20 protein-coding genes are annotated in these 17,320 nt (G+C 62.3%); 9 read left to right on the forward strand and 11 right to left on the reverse strand.

Features of this window, described 5'->3' with window-relative positions; genetic code table 11:
• The first annotated feature begins 8 nt into the window (after positions 1-8).
• The 3 genes from ACR3FE_RS21415 (at position 9) to ACR3FE_RS21425 (ending at position 2,250) form a co-directional block, all read left to right on the forward strand.
• Positions 9-1,532 (forward strand): HPP family protein, encoded by a 1,524-nt coding sequence (locus ACR3FE_RS21415; protein ID WP_458209683.1) that lies wholly within the window; start codon positions 9-11, stop codon positions 1,530-1,532.
• 174 nt (positions 1,533-1,706) lie between these two features.
• Positions 1,707-1,982 (forward strand): ubiquitin-like small modifier protein 1, encoded by a 276-nt coding sequence (locus tag ACR3FE_RS21420; protein ID WP_458209685.1) that lies wholly within the window; start codon positions 1,707-1,709, stop codon positions 1,980-1,982.
• 139 nt (positions 1,983-2,121) lie between these two features.
• Complete coding sequence (locus tag ACR3FE_RS21425; RefSeq protein WP_458209687.1) at positions 2,122-2,250, forward strand: hypothetical protein; 129 nt, start codon at positions 2,122-2,124, stop codon at positions 2,248-2,250.
• On the opposite strand, the gene ACR3FE_RS21430 is transcribed toward ACR3FE_RS21425, so the two are convergent.
• Together ACR3FE_RS21430 and gatD are read right to left on the reverse strand one after the other, a co-directional pair.
• Positions 2,247-3,161 (reverse strand): GNAT family N-acetyltransferase, encoded by a 915-nt coding sequence (locus ACR3FE_RS21430; protein ID WP_458209689.1) that lies wholly within the window; start codon positions 3,159-3,161, stop codon positions 2,247-2,249. The genes ACR3FE_RS21425 and ACR3FE_RS21430 overlap by 4 nt on opposite strands.
• A complete protein-coding gene (gatD, locus tag ACR3FE_RS21435; protein ID WP_458209690.1) occupies positions 3,152-4,393 on the reverse strand; it encodes a Glu-tRNA(Gln) amidotransferase subunit GatD in 1,242 nt (413 codons plus the stop codon). The genes ACR3FE_RS21430 and gatD overlap by 10 nt, the downstream gene beginning before the upstream one ends.
• 81 nt (positions 4,394-4,474) lie before the next feature.
• Between gatD and ACR3FE_RS21440 the strand changes: the two genes are divergently transcribed.
• Positions 4,475-4,942: a hypothetical protein gene (locus ACR3FE_RS21440; protein WP_458209692.1), complete on the forward strand. Its 468-nt coding sequence runs from the start codon at positions 4,475-4,477 to the stop codon at positions 4,940-4,942.
• Positions 4,943-4,991: 49 nt separating this feature from the next.
• Here ACR3FE_RS21440 and ACR3FE_RS21445 read toward each other — a convergent pair whose 3' ends face one another.
• From ACR3FE_RS21445 to ACR3FE_RS21455, 3 genes are all read right to left on the reverse strand, one after another.
• Positions 4,992-5,720: a metalloregulator ArsR/SmtB family transcription factor gene (locus ACR3FE_RS21445; protein WP_458209693.1), complete on the reverse strand. Its 729-nt coding sequence runs from the start codon at positions 5,718-5,720 to the stop codon at positions 4,992-4,994.
• A gap of 66 nt (positions 5,721-5,786) precedes the next feature.
• Positions 5,787-6,689 carry a DUF7096 domain-containing protein gene (locus ACR3FE_RS21450; RefSeq protein ID WP_458209695.1) on the reverse strand — a complete coding sequence of 301 codons (903 nt, stop codon included), beginning with the start codon at positions 6,687-6,689 and terminating at the stop codon, positions 5,787-5,789.
• 104 nt (positions 6,690-6,793) lie between these two features.
• Positions 6,794-7,447 carry a DUF1405 domain-containing protein gene (locus ACR3FE_RS21455; protein ID WP_458209697.1) on the reverse strand — a complete coding sequence of 218 codons (654 nt, stop codon included), beginning with the start codon at positions 7,445-7,447 and terminating at the stop codon, positions 6,794-6,796.
• Positions 7,448-7,599: 152 nt separating this feature from the next.
• Here ACR3FE_RS21455 and ACR3FE_RS21460 point away from each other — a divergent pair, with 152 nt between their 5' ends.
• On the forward strand, positions 7,600-7,968 hold the full coding sequence (locus ACR3FE_RS21460) for a DUF5802 family protein (RefSeq protein ID WP_458209699.1): 369 nt from the start codon (positions 7,600-7,602) through the stop codon (positions 7,966-7,968).
• 139 nt (positions 7,969-8,107) lie between these two features.
• On the opposite strand, the gene pdxS is transcribed toward ACR3FE_RS21460, so the two are convergent.
• On the reverse strand, positions 8,108-9,016 hold the full coding sequence (pdxS, locus tag ACR3FE_RS21465) for a pyridoxal 5'-phosphate synthase lyase subunit PdxS (RefSeq protein WP_458209701.1): 909 nt from the start codon (positions 9,014-9,016) through the stop codon (positions 8,108-8,110).
• 115 nt (positions 9,017-9,131) lie between these two features.
• On the opposite strand from pdxS, the gene ACR3FE_RS21470 reads away from it, so the two are divergent.
• Complete coding sequence (locus ACR3FE_RS21470) at positions 9,132-9,839, forward strand: DUF1405 domain-containing protein (RefSeq protein WP_458209702.1); 708 nt, start codon at positions 9,132-9,134, stop codon at positions 9,837-9,839.
• A gap of 139 nt (positions 9,840-9,978) precedes the next feature.
• Complete coding sequence (locus tag ACR3FE_RS21475) at positions 9,979-10,287, forward strand: MarR family transcriptional regulator (protein ID WP_458209703.1); 309 nt, start codon at positions 9,979-9,981, stop codon at positions 10,285-10,287.
• A gap of 25 nt (positions 10,288-10,312) precedes the next feature.
• Here ACR3FE_RS21475 and ACR3FE_RS21480 read toward each other — a convergent pair whose 3' ends face one another.
• The 3 genes from ACR3FE_RS21480 to ACR3FE_RS21490 form a co-directional block, all read right to left on the reverse strand.
• Positions 10,313-11,203 carry an HFX_2341 family transcriptional regulator gene (locus ACR3FE_RS21480; protein ID WP_458209704.1) on the reverse strand — a complete coding sequence of 297 codons (891 nt, stop codon included), beginning with the start codon at positions 11,201-11,203 and terminating at the stop codon, positions 10,313-10,315.
• A 166-nt stretch (positions 11,204-11,369) separates the two neighbouring features.
• Complete coding sequence (locus ACR3FE_RS21485; RefSeq protein ID WP_458209705.1) at positions 11,370-12,839, reverse strand: sodium:solute symporter family protein; 1,470 nt, start codon at positions 12,837-12,839, stop codon at positions 11,370-11,372.
• A complete protein-coding gene (locus tag ACR3FE_RS21490) occupies positions 12,836-13,048 on the reverse strand; it encodes a DUF3311 domain-containing protein (RefSeq protein ID WP_458209707.1) in 213 nt (70 codons plus the stop codon). The genes ACR3FE_RS21485 and ACR3FE_RS21490 overlap by 4 nt, the downstream gene beginning before the upstream one ends.
• A 388-nt stretch (positions 13,049-13,436) precedes the next feature.
• On the opposite strand from ACR3FE_RS21490, the gene dnaG reads away from it, so the two are divergent.
• Positions 13,437-14,861 carry a DNA primase DnaG gene (gene dnaG, locus ACR3FE_RS21495; RefSeq protein WP_458209709.1) on the forward strand — a complete coding sequence of 475 codons (1,425 nt, stop codon included), beginning with the start codon at positions 13,437-13,439 and terminating at the stop codon, positions 14,859-14,861.
• Between the two features lie 8 nt (positions 14,862-14,869).
• Here the strand turns inward: dnaG and ACR3FE_RS21500 are convergent, their stop codons facing one another.
• Positions 14,870-15,286, reverse strand: coding sequence for a GNAT family N-acetyltransferase (locus ACR3FE_RS21500; RefSeq protein ID WP_458209711.1), 417 nt, complete (start codon positions 15,284-15,286; stop codon positions 14,870-14,872).
• Positions 15,283-16,599 carry a DUF92 domain-containing protein gene (locus tag ACR3FE_RS21505; protein WP_458209712.1) on the reverse strand — a complete coding sequence of 439 codons (1,317 nt, stop codon included), beginning with the start codon at positions 16,597-16,599 and terminating at the stop codon, positions 15,283-15,285. The genes ACR3FE_RS21500 and ACR3FE_RS21505 overlap by 4 nt, the downstream gene beginning before the upstream one ends.
• Positions 16,600-16,686: 87 nt before the next feature.
• Here ACR3FE_RS21505 and ACR3FE_RS21510 point away from each other — a divergent pair, with 87 nt between their 5' ends.
• Complete coding sequence (locus tag ACR3FE_RS21510; protein WP_458209713.1) at positions 16,687-17,295, forward strand: undecaprenyl diphosphate synthase family protein; 609 nt, start codon at positions 16,687-16,689, stop codon at positions 17,293-17,295.
• Positions 17,296-17,320 lie beyond the last annotated feature (25 nt).

The following is a 17,320-nucleotide window of genomic DNA, read 5'->3' on the forward strand; positions in this document are numbered from 1 at the left end:
TTTTCCCTATGTTCGACGACCTTCGGATGCGGTATCACGCAACGTTACGCCGCATCCGTCGGTTCGAGCGACGTGAGATACAGCAGTTCGCACGGTGGGTAGAGCACACGCAGAATCTGACTCGGCTGACGATACTGGTGTTCGCACCCCTCCTCATCGCCACCATCACGTGGCTCTCGAACACGCTGAATCCCGTGTCGTTCCTGCTCTTTCCCCCACTCGCGTCCGGGACGTACACTCTCTTCGCCGACCCGGAGGGAAAGTATGCGTCTCCCACGAAGTTCGTCGGGGGGATGACCGCGGGTGCGCTCTGTGGGTGGGTCGCACTGGAGTTCTCCGCGAGATACCTCTACAACGTACCGCCGGACTCGATGAAGGTTCACGCGGGTGCCGCGGCACTTGGCATCTTTCTGACGGTGCTCGCGACGTGGTCGCTCGATCTGGAACAGCCGACGGCGTTCTCGACGGCCCTGCTCGTCCTCATGTTCCGATTCTCCAACACGGGCGGCTTCGCATTCGCCGGTTCGGATCGATGGCTCACCGGATTCCTGTACGTCCTCGGCATCGCGATCTCCAGCAGCATCATCGCTGGCGTGTTCGTCGTCTGGCGACGGGAGTTCTACGAACGAAGGGCGCGCTACCTCTATCGCTCGACGAAGGGCGACGACCACGTGCTCGTGCCCATGCGTGGGCGAAACGCAGAGCAGGCGGCGATGTTCGGCGCGAAACTTGCGGCAGCACACGATGCAGGGAAGGTCGTGTTGTTGGATATCGTGGACGAAACCGCCATCGAGGAGGCCGGGGAGACGACCCAGGAGGCTAGTCCGAACGAGCCGAAGCTCGTCAATGCCGAGGCGGCAGAGCTCGAAACCGGGGGAAAAGCCGCCGAGGCACAGGCTGCCGACGAAGCCGCAGACCGACTCGAAACGCAGGCACATCGCATCCGAACCCGGATGGGCGTCCCCTGCGAAGTCGTCGTCGCGGGAGACGGGAAGACGTCCGCCAAGACGGTGTTGAAGACCGCCCGCGAGGTGAACTGCGACCTCATCGTCGCGCCGTACGAGGAGAAACACGGGGGGCTCTCGCCGTTCGTCAGGGGCCTCTTCCGGGGTCGGATAGACGCCATCGCGTACCGATCCGCACCCGATAGCGAACCGCGTCGGCGCTGGAAGCGCGTTCTGGTCCCCGTCAGACGGGCAGGCAACACGGCCCACACGATGATCGACTTCGCACGGCGACTCGTCGGGCGGTCGGGGTCGGTGAGCGTCTGCACCTGCATCGACCGCGAGGCAGAACGCCGGGACACCGAATCGACCCTCGCCGACCTCGTCGAAGCCTTCTCCGGGTCGTTCGAGACGCGCGTCTCGCGGAGCAACATCGAGGACTTCCTCGCGGCGAATGACGACCACTACGACCTCATCATCATCGGTGCGAGCACCGACCGGAGCGCCGCCTCACGATTCATCTCGCCGCCGACGTTCGAGCGAATGCACGAGATCGACTGCGACGTGGCGGTCGTCCACCGAGGGTAGCAACTCACTGGGAGCGCCCCATCACCGTCCCGAGACGGTTGATTCGCACGTATCGAGCATCGCCATCGGTGCGTAGTTTTAAATACGATTCCGTGACCAGATCTGCACACTGTAAGCCAGAAAGACCTCGAGCGGAAAGAAAGCCACTTCCCGCCCCCGACCGTCACGTCACGTATGCAGTGGAAACTCTTCGCGGATCTCGCCGAACTCGGCGGGAACAAGACGGTGTCCGTGGACACGGAACCGGGCGACACCGTGGGTGACGCGCTGAACGCGCTCCTCGAACCGCATCCGGAACTCGAAGCCCGCGTGCTCGACGACGAGGGGCAGCTCCGTGACCACATCAACGTCCTGCGAAACGGAACGAATGTCTTCACCGAAGACGGTCTGCAGACGGAACTCGAATCGGGCGACGAACTCGCACTCTTCCCGCCCGTGAGCGGCGGCTAAACCGTGCGCGTCCTCCTGGCGAACGACGACGGCGTGGACGCGCCCGACACGTGATGTCGACGGTCGAGTCGAGGAGGACGGTGACGAACTCGAACTGGTAGAGTTCTACGACCCACTCAGACGGAACCGACCCGAGACGTTGGACGACCCGGTAGGAACAGACCGGCGAGCACTGGCGGATGGAGAGATAAGCGTCCCACCACTCACGATCGGACACGCTGTGAGAAACGACGACGAACTCTCGCAACTCGTCGCGGCGTTTCGTTAGCGATACTTTCGTGTCAGATCTGCACCGAGCACGAAGTCCGGTTCGTCGGAGATCCTGACGCGACAGTAGGCTGCATCGCTGACGTGCTGAACGGTCTCCGGAATCAGTACGCGAGTCTGGTCTGCGCCACGGGCGGCGGCATCCCGGGCGATCGCTGTGAACAGCGACCGGGCCGCGTCGGTATCCTCCCACGCACCGACCGCATATTCGGCCCATGCCTGTTCCTCGCCCTCCTCGTTCTCGCGTTCGTACTCGCGAACCACACAGGAGAATCCGCGAGTTCCGTCGGCCTGCACGACGATAAGATCACCGTCGGCAGCGCTGCTGTGAAGGTCGTCACGGGTGAGTTCAGAGAGCGCCCACGACTCGTCGAAATCGAGCGCGAGACCGCGAAGGTGGGTGCGGGCGTCGCTGCCCGTCCAGTACCGCCACGCGGCGTCCGCGTCGTCGGTCAGCGTCATCGTCGAGGTGACGTCGGCGTCGGGTTCGGGATGTGCCCACCGAAACTCGGTTATGGGTTCGTAGCCCGATGCGCGGGACTGCCCCAGTCCGGCGGCGTTCCACGAGAACACCATGTTCCGCAGGACGGTCGCCCCCTGGTCGCGCGCCCAGTCGAACAGGTCGTCGGTCATCCGGGTACTGACGCCACGTCCCTGGAAGTCGGGGTTGACGCGCATCCCCTGACCCCACGCCTCCCACTCCGAGAGCATGACACCCTGCGCGATACCGGCGATGTCGTCGCCAGCGTCGGCGACGACCGTGCGTGTTCCATCCCGATCTATCCAGTCGTGGTAGATGTGCGGGATGTAGTCGCCGCCATCGCGGTTTGGCCACGTGTTCTCGGTGAACGCAGCGACGGCTTCGTAGTCGTCGTGGGTGGCTTCCCGAAGTTCGAGCTTGGTCACTCCCATGGCGCCGACCGCTCCGATATCTCGCCCGCGAGCGGTTCTTGCATCGTCGCCGCGGGGTCGTCGCTGTTCGCTAGCACCCACATCAGTTTCACTTTGGCAGTACCGGGGAGCATATCTTCGCCCTCGACGACACCAGCGTCGAGCAGGTCGCGCCCGGTGTCGTACACGCGGTCACAGACCCGCCCTTCGAGACACTGGCTGGTCATGACGACGGTGGTTCCGGCATCGACCAACTCCGCGATGCGGTCGGCCCAGTCGGAGTGGACGTGGCCCAGACCCGTCCCTTCGAGCACGAGACCGGCCTTCCCTTTCGCGAAGTCGAGCGCCTCGACACCCATTCCGGGCGTGAACTTCAGCAGTTCGACCTCGCTTTCGAGGTCGTCCGCGAGCGCGAGTTTTTGTGCGCCACGGTCGCTGTGCTCGCGGTGGAAGGTTACTTCGCTGGTATCGTAGTTCACTTCGCCGAGTGGCTCGGCACCGATGGTCTCGAAAGCGTCCCGGCGAGACGTGTGATTCTTGCGGACGCGCGTACCGCGGTGGAGCGCGCAGGTGTCGTCACTCTCGGAGCCGTGCATACAGACTAGCACTTCCGAACAGTCGGATTTCGCGGCTTCGACGGCACAGACCGCGTTCATCACGTTGTCGGAGGATGGACGGTCTGCCGACCGCTGGCTCCCCGTGAAGACGATGGGAACGGGCGTGTCGAGCATGAACGAGAGCGCGGCGGCGGTGAACTGCATCGTGTCCGTCCCGTGCATGACGACGACGCCGTCGGCTCCGTTCTCGATCTCGTCGTAGACGGCGCGGGCCAGGTCCTGCCACACGTCGGGAGTCATGTTCTCCGAGAGGATGTTGGCGACGACTCGCCCTCGGTAGTTCGCCCGTCCTGCGAGGTCGGGAACCGCGCGGAGTACGTCTTCGGCGTCGAACTGCGCGGTCACCGCGCCGGTTCGGTAGTCAACGGTCGAAGCGATGGTTCCCCCCGTGCTGATGAGCGAGATGGTCGGCAGGTCAGGGTCGAATTCGACGATCGAGGAATCGCTCGTTTCACCCTCCTCGATGTCGTAGACGGACGATTCGAGTACGTCGACGTCGGTGTCGTCGCGGTCGATACCGACGTTGTACCCGCCATCGAGTTTGACGACGAGATGGTTCGCCGTCGTGGAGGGCAACAACACCCCCTCGTAGCGTTGATCTGCCCGCTCGACGCGGACGCGGTCTCCGGGATTCATGCTTCGAGGTTACGCGGCGTTCGACTTGAATCCACTCGTTTCGGGGAAAGGCCCATTATCGCAGGGACACAACCCCAGACCATGACCCAGCGCACGCAGACGCGCGAGGCGAGCGACGATATTGCCGACGTGCTCGGTGACACCGAGAGCGCGGAGCAGTCGAATGGAAGCGGGGGGTTTCGCAGTCGCGCAAAGCGGCGAGCAGTCGGAATCTTCTCCCCGCGCTTCTTCCTGCTTTCCGTCGTGATACTGACTATAGCGACGTTTTTCGGGGGAGTGGTGCCGTTCGTTGGCAGTCTCGGTGGACTCGTCGCGCTGTTCGCCGCGTCGTTCGTCCTCGGTGCGCTGACGAGCGATTCCCGAATCCTCGAAACCGCGACCGGTGGGGCGGTCGCGTCCGGACTCACCCTCCTGCTGGGGAACCTCGCCCTGCTGGCTATCGGTGGGAAGACCGCTGCTGTAGTCGGACTCGGGGCCGGATTCCTCGTGGCTGGCCTCGGTGCGTACCTCGGCGGTGACCTCCGCGACGGACTGACCCGCGACCTCTGATGGCTCTGCAGTACGTAGTCTAGAATCCCAGTTCCCAGCGATGCTGTAACTACCGGGAGAGCGTCCAGCGGTCGTCCTCTCGTTCGACGACACCGCGTTCTGCCATACTCGCTAGATGACTTTCGACGACGTGCTCGGGTGCTCTGGCTTCTCGACTCACTTCCTGAACCGTCTCCGCTCCCGCCGCGAGCGCTGCCAGGATCTCGGCGCGGATGCGGTTCTCACCGTTTCCGTCTACGGCATCGCTCAGCGAATCGAGGACGTCCGTTATCTGGCCATGAACCCATCGTTGGGCGAGCGACAGTTCGCTTTTCAGTTCCTCTAAGCAGTTGAGTTCCTCAGCGAGGTCGGCGATCTCCGCCGCTTCGGAGTCGCTTACCTGCGCTTCGGTCGCTTGCTCGTCTGCCGTGTCTCCGCCCGCCTTCTGCTCGATGTTCGTGCGTTTGTACTGCATGTCGAGAGAGAGATACTGACACGCACTCACGTCGAGGTTGGTACTCGCCGGATAGGCACTTTTCATGCCGAACTCGTAAGGAGAGACGTCGACTTCCAGTCGGAGATTCCGCGAGATATGGAAATACTTGCGGCGCTGGTCGTCGGTTCGGCTCTCGACCAGCCCCGCTTCTTCCAGCTTCCGAAGGTGGTCGATGACCGCCTTCGGACTGACACCGAGATACTCGCTTATCTCCGTGACGTAGCAGGGTTTGTGCGAGAGGAGCCGCAGAATACGTCTGCGATTTTCATTCCCGAGGATATCGAGCAACGCGGCGGAGTCCATTCACGTCAGTAACTTGGTAACGCGAACGGAAAAGCGTGTCTCTCGCCGTCAGACGATGACGCGGGTTCAATCCGACCGCACGACCGGCACGTCGCTAATGGATGGGAAACTACTGTCGTTTTCCGCACCGTCGGTTCCGGTGCCGTTTCCGAGGGTGGAGCCGTTCTTCCCCTGGATATCGTTCGAGTCGTTTCCGACGCCGGCGCTGATGGTGGAGTTGTTGCCAACGCCAGGAAGTCCGGAACTGCCGTTTCCGGTACCATTGCCCACGGTGGAGTCGTTCCCGGTTCCGACCGTGGTGTTGTTGCCGACTCCAGGGACACCGCCGTTGTTACCGTTTCCGTTGCCGATGCCCTGTCCGGCGCCGGGCGTCTGTGTCGAGTTGCGTTTTCCGGGCGCCTTGACGCTGTTGAGCGAACGAGCGACGGCTGCCACTTCAGGACCACCGACATCGCTCGCCTGTTTGTCGAGCTCCTGAAGTTTCTGGACGTCCGTCCCGACTTCGGCTGCGCGTGGCTTCGTCGTGTTGATGGCGTGTTCGAGCGAGCGGATCTGCCCGATGAGTTCGCTCATCTCGGCCTGATAGCGAAGCGTGCTGATCTCGCCGTTCTTTCGGGCCTCGACGAGAGATTGCTTGCGCTGGCGAAGGTCCGTGATTCTCGTCTGGAGGCTCTTGACCCGATGTTCGACGAGTTCTTTTTTGGCGGACTTGTTTTTCGTGTTGTTGAACCGGGCGGTCCAGAGACCGGCATCGATGGTGCCTTGCGTCTGTGACGTGCTGACCTGCATGAACGACGATATTTCAGCGCCGAGCGTACCGTTTGGGGCGGAGGCGTTTCCCTCGTTCTGGAACGCATTCGGGGACACGTCCACCGGGGTCGTCGGTGTCGGTGCGGCAGCGGTCGGCACTGCGACGGCGAATCCACAGAAGACAAGCGTCGCCAACAGGACGGCTCGAAGGGAATGCATCAGTTTCTCTTAACCACCCCTTCCTTAAAAAGACGGCAATTCGTTCGTTTTGTTCACAGGTCAAAACGAGAGAGCGAGAGGTAAAGAGAGAGTTCAAAAGACAATCAGGCGCTTCCTAAGCGCTCAAATAAACGGGCGGCTGCAAAAACTGACATGAACGATAGAAGAACTGTTGCAAGGGGCAAAACGAGTCCCGGTTCGTATCGGAGTGGCGGGTGAAAGGCGAATCCGAGGTCGAGAACGTATCCGTAATCGAGTACGTCGCTCAGGAGCGCCACCCCGAGTGCCGCGACCAGCGCACCACGAGTCGTCCGCCCGTAGTGTGGGATGAGGTACGCCTCGGCGACGAATGCGAGGTGCGTGACGATGATACCCCAGTAGTCCCAGACCGCGTTCGGTTCCCACGGCGGGCCGAAATAGGCGGAGAACCCGAGGTTGAGCGCGACGAACGTCCAGATGCCGAACTTCACCAACCAGACGAAGGCGAAGGTGTGGAGATAGGCGAGTGGGAGGTTCTGTGGCGCGTCAGAGAGACGGTTACCGAGATTCGGCAGGAGTGTCACGAGAGAGGCGGTGACGAGTGCCAGTGCGGTCGGCGAATCGGCGTACAGTGGCCAGAGGAAGGTCGGTACCTCAGGCATCGTCTCGACGTAGAATCGGATGCCGACGAGGATGGCGGCGGTGTTGACGACGAGCAACCAGACCAGACTCGGCGTGTTTTCGAGATAGTAGCGGGCGTATCGCTCCGGTATACCCATATTCGTTCTCGCGCAGGGGACGAGTAAAAGGACTGCTGTCGCCGCCTCCGTTCGGGACGGATAGAACGAATTATATAGTGGTTTTGCGCTTCCATATAATGGTTTTGCATAACAGCTATATACTTATTACTCTGTGAGTGATATTGGCACACATGTTCGAGACGTTTTCAAGCGGCTACTATCTCGGACGGCTGTACGTCGAACCGCACGAAGGAGACTACGCCGTCATGTCCCAGGACGACCACGAACGAGTCAATCAGGCATTGTATTCTACCGGGGAGGGGGTAGAGCGGCTCGACTGGCCGCTCGTGATGAAGATCGACCAGCAACATTTCTCGGTGCACGCGGGCGAGAGCCTCCCGGACCGTACGCTCGCGGTTCCCGACTCCCTGCTCGAAAACACGCGAATCGAGAATCCACCCGAACTGAAGGAGGTGCTGTTGGCCAAAGCGGATCGCGTCGAACAGCTCATCGGATTCCAACGCGAACATCCGGGATACGGGATGGACGGGGCGGTGTGAGAGGGACGGCCTCTCGATAGCGAAAGAACCGTTTTCGACGATTAATAGGACGTTAAGGGGGTGTTAGTTTTACGAGTGAACGGGAGAGTCGGAGCGATGCGTGGGAAAATGAAAACGAAATTCGAGAGCGACCGCCGACTCAGTTTCCGCGACCTTGCATCTTCTCTTCGTCGGGCAGGTCGACGTTGGCTTCGCCTTTCATGCCCGCACCGATGTCCTTGCTGATGTCGGCCAGTCGCTCGGGGTCGTCCCAGTTGTTCGTCGCCTCGACGATCGCGTTCGCCATCACCTTCGGACTCTCTGCGCCGAAGATACCGGAGCCGACGAAGATGCCGTCACAGCCGTGGTGCATCATGAGCGCGGCATCGGCGGGTGTTGCGATGCCACCTGCCGCGAAGTTCACAACGGGAAGACGACCGGCTTCGGCGGTCTCGTGGACGAGTTCGGCGGGGGCTTCGAGTTCCCGGGCGAGCATCTCGCGTTCCTCGTGGGTCTTGCCCGCGAGTTCTCGGATCGCACCCTTGATGGTTCGCTGGTGGTGGACGGCCTGGTTCACGTCACCCGTGCCAGCCTCGCCCTTCGTGCGGATCATCGCTGCGCCCTCGTTGATCCGGCGCAGGGCCTCGCCGAGGTCGCGCGCACCGCAGACGAACGGCGAGGTGAACTCGCGCTTGTCGATGTGGTACTTGTCGTCCGCCGGGGTAAGCACCTCGGACTCGTCGATCATGTCCACGCCAATGGATTCGAGGATCTGGGCTTCCGTCGTGTGCCCGATCCGCGCCTTCCCCATCACCGGGATGGAGACTTCGTCGATTATCTCCTCCACGTCGGCGGGGTCGGCCATCCGTGCCACGCCGCCGCGCTTTCGGATGTCTGCCGGGACGGCTTCGAGGGCCATGACGGCCACCGCGCCTGCGTCCTCCGCGATGCGCGCCTGCTCGGGATCAACGACGTCCATGATGACGCCGCCTTTCTGCATGCGGGCGAAGCCGCGCTTGACCAGTTCCGTACCGCGCTTCAGTTCCTCTATGTTCGTCGGTTCAGCCATGGTTGTCTCTACCGAACCCGAGACTTAAGGCGTACCGATTGCGGCACGCCGCCGAACGACCTGCGACACACGATCAATCGAAGCCTCTTTGCCCCGACAATTCCTCGCCGTGAGTATGACCGGCCTCCCGCCCCGCGAAGACCTTCCGTGGTACGTCGCGCCGCTTCCGCAGTGGCTGGAGGACTTCGGCTTGCGACTGGCGTGGGTCATCGTCGCCATCAATCTTCTCGGCACCGCGTTCGGATTCTGGTACTACGGATTTCATCCGTACCCCTTCTCCGACCCACTGATAACGTGGCAGTTTGCAAGCGAACCCCTCGTGATGTGGGCCTTCGTTCCCGATAGCCCGGTTGCGACGCTGTTCATCGCGCTCTCGCTCGGGTTGTGGAAGCTTGGGCGGAACAGCGAATGGGTGAACGCACTTGCCTTCTTCGGCTGTATCAAACTCGGCGCGTGGACGCCCTACGTGCTGGCGGCGTTCTTCTCCGGATTCATCGGTGTCGGTTGGCCGATGTACTCATTCCTCTTCGTTAGCCACCTCGCCATGGTCGTGGAGGCGTTTCTCATCCACCGCTACAGCGACTTTCCGGTCGGTGCGGTGTTCGTCGCCGTCTTCTGGTACGGCCTGAACGATCTCGTCGACTACTTCGTCCCGCTCGTCGGGACGCCCCACCACACACTTCTCCCCGGTCAGGAGGCGCTGACGCTCGGATTCAGCCATCCCTCACCAGCCCACGAGATCGCGGCGGCAGGCGCAGTGACGCTCACCCTCGTCGCGACGTTCCTGGCGCTCTCGACGCGAGTGAAGAAGTTAGAGAGGTAAGTGGGTGACACCCCCGAGAGCCGGGATATCTGTGTATCGAGTCGGGACGTCCGTGCCTTTCGATCCGATACCGAGACGTGTCCAGTACATTCCAGTACCTAGCAGTACATTTTAGTAGATTCCAGTACAAGTGGTGGCCATGCCGATAGACAGAGACGAATTCGAGGGGCTCTCGACCGCCGCGCTCGATCTCAAGAAAGGAACCAACGCCCACCGTGTCGTGGCGTTCCTCGCCGCGAACGACGATCAGGCGTTCAGTCGGGGTGAGATACGCGACGGTGCAGGAATCCCGGACGGCAGCGTCGGCCCGGTACTGAGCCGACTGGACGAGGACGACCTCGTCGAACACCGTGGCCAGTACTGGACGCTCGATTCCGACCAGTTGGCGGCGATGGACGAAGGTGGACTCCTCGAACAGCTCCGCGAGGAGTGGGAAGAATACCTGTAACTGGCTGACTGTCCCGCTTCAGCACTTATTCTCCGTTCGCGTGCGCCCGAACCCACAGTTCGCCGATCCGTGAGAGACGCGTCCGGTAGGATTTCCCGTGTTCTTCTTGCTCGATGTACCCCTTTCCGCCCGGCCCGAGCCGGTCGACGTTGTAGATGACCTTCGACCGGAAGCTGTCGGTGTACTCCTCGTTCAGGTCGCGAGCCAGCGCCTGCGCGAGTTCGCTCACGCTCTCGAACTCGCCGTGTTCGCCCAGCGTGAAGAGGATGAGTTCCTCGAACGGCTTGACGTTCGAGAAGGAGGCGACGGGGAGTTCGACGATGTGACCGCCGCCGACGCGCTTCGCGCCGATGGTCGTCCCGCGCTCGTCGAACTCCGAGAGCAGGTCGCTCGCGCTTTCGAGGTGGGCTTCGATCCGTTCTTCGTCTACGTCGCCGTCGAGCACGGCGGCGAGCAGATCCATCTGCTCGCGCAGTTCCTCGGCGAGTTCGGTTTCGAGGTACTTCTCCGGGGCGGTGTAGTAGGTGTGGATCTTCTCGCGGTCGGCCTGTCGCTCGACCATGATGGAGTGGGCGGCGGTGGCGAAGGCGAAACTCACCGTCCGGGGCATCGCGCTGACGTTCACCCACACCTCGCCGCCAGCGTCGAGTTCGGCGTTGATCCGGTCGTAGGCCTGCTCGAACGCGGCGTCGTAGTCGTACACATCCTCGATGACGACGCGCTCCGTCTCGGCACCCAGCAGATTTTCGAAGTCCTTGCCGAGTTTGCGAGAGAGATTGCGAGAATACTCGACGTTCGCCTCACTACCGACCGCGCCCTCCAACAGGATGACGCGGTCGACATCGAGTTGGTCGCGCACGAGTGGCGCGATGAGCCGGTCGTAGTCGAAGCCGACCGGGACGATGTGCGTTTGCATGGGCGTTGGTTCTCGTGAAACCGTTTTAAAGTCGTCGTCGACGGGTTTGGCGAGTCCGAAGGGTTTCAGGTCATTCAGGCTCTTCTAGCTTGCGAACAGAGCCGCGATATGAACGAGTTACCGGAGCAGTGATGTCTTCGAAAGTCCACCCAAACGGAATCCCCTCCTAGTCGGCCTGAAGATCGAAGTACAGATTCGTCTCCTCGTCAGCCGCAGGCGACGTGATGACGGAAACCGAGACCGTCAGCATCAGTCCGAGGAGCATCCCGGCGATGGCGGCAGTCCACCCGGCGTAGGTGTCCGGCACGAACGACAGGAAGACGCTAGCGAGGTAGAACGTCTGACTGCCGATGATACCGACGTACATCCCGGCTCGCGTCACCCGCGACCAGTAGAGGGCGACGATGACGGGGAGTGCGAGTTGGGCGAAGCCACCGAAGGCGGTCGAGCCGATCTCGACGATGGCTTTGGGCGTGTAGAGGCTGGCGACGAACGCGGCGATTGCGAAGACCGCCACGCCGATTCGCCCGAGGGTGTCCTCCCAACTGTCGCTCGCGTCGGGGTTCAAAAACGGTCGGTAGAGGTCACGGGTGAAGTAGGACGACCCCGAAAGGAGCATGGAGTCGGACGAGGACATCATCGCCGCCATCGCTCCGGCGATGACCAGCGCGGCGAACCATGCCGGGGCGTACTCCGCGAGGAGGATGGAGAGGACGTTGCCGTTTTGCGGCACGTCGATGGGAAGCCCACGCGCCCACGCGCCGAGCATGAACGCCGGGACGAACAGCAGGACGACGAGGATCGGCCACAGCGTGAAGGTGCGCTTCAGCACCTTCTTCGACCCCGCAACGAAAAATCTCTGGTTGACCTGCGGGAACATCGCCACGCCGAACGCGATGCCGATGGCCTGTGAGAGCATCCACTGCGGGGAGTACACGCCACCGCCGAGCGAGAGGAACTCCGGATTCGACTCGGCGAGTGTCGTGGTCGCCGCGCCCATCCCGCCCAGTTCGGCGAGCACCCAGAGCACGGCGATCCAGACCATCACGAGCATGAACGCGCCCTGCAAGGTGTCCGTCCAGGCGATACCGCGCATCCCCGCGAGGACGACGTAGGCGATCATGAAGACCGTGACGAGACCCGCACCTGCGGCATAGGAGAGCTCACCACCCGTCAGTGCTTCCAGTGCGGTTCCGGCCCCGACCTGCTGGAGCATCACGTAAGGAAAGAGCCAGAAGAGGCTGATTCCGGCGACGAGACCCCGGAGCAGGGGCGAGCCGAATCGGTCGCCGAGCATCTCGCCGAGCGTGACGTAGCCGTGTTCCCGCCCGAGAAGCCACTGTTTGTAGCCGACGACGTACCACAGGATGGCGAAGAGCACGCCGTCCATCAGCCCCATCACCAGAATCCACTCCGGCCCCGCCCCGTAGGAGATGTTCGGCCCGCCGAAGAATGTGAACGCCGATAGCAGGGTTGCAAAGGTCGTGAACAGCAGAACGACGGTGCCGAACGTCCGGCTGGCGAGATAGTAATCCTCCGCGTTCCGGTCGGTCAGTCGATACGCGAGCAGACCGACGAGGAGCGATAACACGAGGTAGCCACCGACGATACCCAGTTGTAGACCGGTCTGGCTCATGCTCCCTCCTCGATACCGAGTCCCCACGCTCGGCGTGCGAACGTCCGAAAGACGAGCGCCACGACCACCATCCAGCCGACGTGCCACCAGAGCCACAGCGGCAGGCCGTACGCCACCTGTCCGTCACCCCAGAGGAACCATGGGATCGTGAACACGATGAGCACCGCGAACACGACCGTCCAGCCGAATCGTTCGACGTCGTTCGTCATCGTCATAATGTTCGACCACAGGCAGATAAGAGTTGCTAACCACATCCAAAGACGGCTTTTGAAGAGTAATAGTCTTCAAAGGTCATTTCTGCTCATGGATTCTCACTGTGGGTCGTTTCTGAACCTCTTCACAGAGGCCGTTCTGGGATACGGTATCTGGTCGATACCTCTCTGAGATGTCTCACAGAGACGATCACAGGCACGAAAACACGTCATCGAACATTCGTCTACTATCACTTAATTTACGTAATCCAAGATGCCAAAATCGCGGGAGAGAACGCCAGTGACGACAGCTATTTGGGTATTCGAGCGCCAAGAAGACACGTATCCATGACGAGGCTCATGGACACATCACAATCACGCCCCGTGCAGGGGCAGTTCATCACTCATGGACGATACAGCGAAATATCTCATTCACGCAGACATCACCGCCGACGGGGTGGTAGAAAGAAGTGACGTCGTCGGTGCGATCTTCGGTCAGACCGAAGGACTTCTCGGTGACGATCTCGACCTGCGAGATCTCCAGCAGTCCTCGAAGGTCGGTCGCATCGACGTTCACGTCGAAAGCAAGCGCGGCCAGTCGTTCGGCACCATCACCATCGCCAGCAGCCTCGACAAGGTCGAGACGGCGATCCTGGCCGCATCGCTCGAAACCATCGAACGTGTCGGCCCGTGTCGTGCGACCGTCAGCGTCGCCAATATCGAGGACGTGCGGGCCGCGAAACGCCGAGAAGTCGTCGAGCGCGCGAAGGAACTCCTCTCGTCATCGTTCGACGAGAGCGTCATGACCAGTCGGGAGATTCTGGAGGAGGTTCGCCAGAGTATCCGCGTCGAAGACATCACGGAGTACGAAGGCTTTCCCGCAGGGCCGAACGTCACCGATAGCAACGCGATCATCGTCGTCGAAGGACGGTCAGACGTGCTGACCCTGCTCCGATACGGCGTGAAAAACGCCATCGCGGTGGAGGGGACGAACGTCCCGGACGCCGTCGCCAAGCTCACGCAAGACCGCACGACTACGGCGTTTCTCGACGCCGACAGAGGCGGCGACCTCATCCTCCGCGAACTCGAACAGGTCGGCGACATCGACTACGTCGCCATCGCACCGGCTGGCAGGTCGGTCGAAGACCTCTCGCGCGACGAGGTGATGTCGGCCCTGCGTCAGAAACGACCTTTCGACCGGTTCGAAACCGACGATACGGTCGTGGCCGCCGCAACCGATGGGAGCACCCTCCCGGCACCCGAAACCGACGAGCAGGCGACCGAGAGTCCGACGAAACCGTCCATCGAAGTGGACGAGACGACATCCGAGAAGCCCGACGTCGGAGCCGAGGAGACACCCGAAGAGAGCGGTAGCGGTGTCGAAGCAGAAGAATCAACCGAGGAGGGCGGTGTCGAGACTGAACAACCCGTCCCAGAGGAGTCGGACGACGAATCCGTCGAATCCGAAGAGGAACCAGTGGAGGGCGAATCAGAAGCCGAACGGGAGGCCGAAACTTCGGGCGACTCCCCGGAACGAGAACTGGAGACGCTCCGCGGTCACGCTCGCGTGGTCATCGACGGCGACGCCGAAACCGTGCGGCTTCTGGACGAGGATTTCGGCGTCATCAGCGAAGAACCGGTCGCCGAGACGTTCGACGCCATCGAAAGTGCGGCGTCCGTCCCCCACGCAGTCGTGTTCGACGGGACGCTCGATCAGCGAATCCTCGATGTCGCTTCGCAGCGCGGGGTCGAACAGATCGTCGCCCGCGACGAGGGCGAGTTCGTCAAGAAGCCGACGACAGTACGCATCTTGACCGCAGACCGCCTGTAGGCGGGCTATCAACACTCTTTTCCGAACACGATCCCGGTCGCACCGTCGGCGTAGTAGTCCGGCGTCTCGCTGCACAGTTCGAAGCCAAGCGATTCGTAGAGAGCCTGCGCCGACTCGTTTTCCTCGTGAACCGTGAGCCGCACACACCCACAATCTCGCTCGCAAGCCGCTGTAAGAGTAACCTGAAGCAATCCGGTCGCCCGACTCTCTCGACGAAACGGTGGCTCGACGACGAGTTCGGCGATGTACGCATCGTCTCCGAGCATCGAGAGGACGTAGCCGACCGGTCGCCCCTCGGCGGTCGAGACGAAGACGAGGCCGGTACCGGAGAGTGCCGTTTCGAGCAGACCCGGCGACGGCTCTGGGAGCCACGTCCGAATCTCCCGAAGTCGAGACAGGTCGTCGGGCGTCGCCGCACGAATCACGCTGGAAGTCCCACCAGCAGTGCGAGACCGGCACCCAGAAGCGCCCCCGAAAGTGTCGCCAGGAAGTTGACGGTCTGGTTGCCGATCTGCTCGCCTTCGACGGTCGCACCGAGCAGGCTATCGACCGTCATGCCGCCGACGCCCGCTAGCGCGATGACGACGCCGCCGACTACGTCGACCGACCCGAACAACACGACGGCGATGAGTGCGGCGACGCTCGCACCGAGTATCCCGGCCAGTTCGCCCTGCCACGTAATGCCTCCGTCGGTACCGGGTTCGACGCGTTCGAGCGTAGTGATGAGTCTGGGCTGGTCGAAGACGCCGCCGATCTCGCTGGCGAGCGTGTCGCTCATGGCAGTGGCGATACTCCCCGCGAAGGCGAAGAGGAACACGGTGCTGGCGACCGGCAGGCGGTCACTGGCGGCAAACGCCAACACCGCGACCAGCGCGACGGCGGCGTTTCCGAGGACGTTGCCGCCACCGCGTGCGCCTTCGTTCGCCTCCGCGACACCGTTCTGGCGTTTCTCCTCGTATCGGAACTTCGTCGAGAGCGCACCGAGCGCGAAAAACGAGATGAGGACGGCGAACCACGGATAGCCGCCGAGGACGATAGTCAGGAGCGCGAGGAGGACACCCGTGAGCATTCCGGTGACGGACGCCGCGTCCAGTGCCCACGAGAGATAGCCGAACCCGGCGGTGATGGCGATCGCCAGTGCGATCTCGAGTGGTGTCACCTGCACCGTGAGGTCGATGAAAAGCCAGAGGAGGAACGCGACCGAGAACATCACCAGTGGGTCGTCGCGCTCGAAGAGAACGGAACGGAGCAACCCGGCCAGCAGCGCGCCGCTCGCCGCGAGGAAGATGAGTTCCGGTGCCACGGGTTCGATGGGGTCGCCCGCGACGCTGAGGACGATGACTTGAGCAGTGACGGCTGCGAGAAAACCGCCGGACGTGAAACCAGCCGTCGCGATGATGGCCGCATCGCTTCGCGTCCGAGCGACCTGTTCGGCGAGATTTCCGTAGGCGAGCAGACAGACTGCAGCGGCGAAGACGCTCGTCGGAAGATCGACGAGCATGACGAGCATGGCGAGTCCAGCAGTGGCGAACGCGAACGCGGCGAGACCGCGAAGTCGCCCTTCACGGCGGTCGCTCGGTCGCGCGAAGAGTTCGAACACAGTCCCGTCGTCCACGACGAGTGCAAGCGCACCGACTGCGGCGAAGAGCGCAGCCACCCCTGCAACCAACACCGACGCGGCGAGCGCAAGCGTCCCCACCCCTGCGAATGCTGCCGCACGCCGAATGCTCGTAGTCACGATGGGAATTTTCGGGGACGAACACTTAATCTTCCCGAACGGCGCGGGACGTGACGTTTAAGACTCGATGGTGGTAACGTCGGGCCAGTGGGACTCTACGACCGGTACCTCTCCACGCGCGTCCGCCGCCACGGAGCCGACCCGCCGAGCCACATCGCCGTCGTCATCACGGAACGCGATCTGCTGGAACAAGGCGCGTACCAGACGCTCGAAGCCTTCTTCGGGTGGGCCTTCGATTACGGCGCAGAGCGCATCACCGTCTACGTCAGCGTGCTCGACTCGGGTGCGGTGCCGACCCTCCAGCGCGAGTTGGAGAACGTACAGGCACCTCGAACCGTCGCCGTCCGAGGTCCCGACGACCTCACACCCGCCGACGCCCCGATCCAGGTGAGTATCGGTCTCGGCGGGAAACACGAGTTCGCCGAGGCGGTGCGAGCAGTCGCGGAGGACGTGGAATCGGGCACTGTCTCGGCGGACGACGTAGACGAGACAGAGATAGAGTCCAGGTTGGTCTTCCCGACCGACCCTGACCTCGTCATCAAGACCGGTGCGGAGCGACTGTCGGATTTCATGATCTGGCAATCGGTGTACTCGGAACTGTACTTCACCGACGTGAACTGGCGGGATTTCCGCCGACGGGACTACCTGCGGGCGATACTGGATTACAAGAATCGGCAACGGCGGTTCGGGCGGTAGGACTGCAAATCGACTCACCCGCTGT

This window comes from Haladaptatus rarus, from assembly GCF_054177585.1.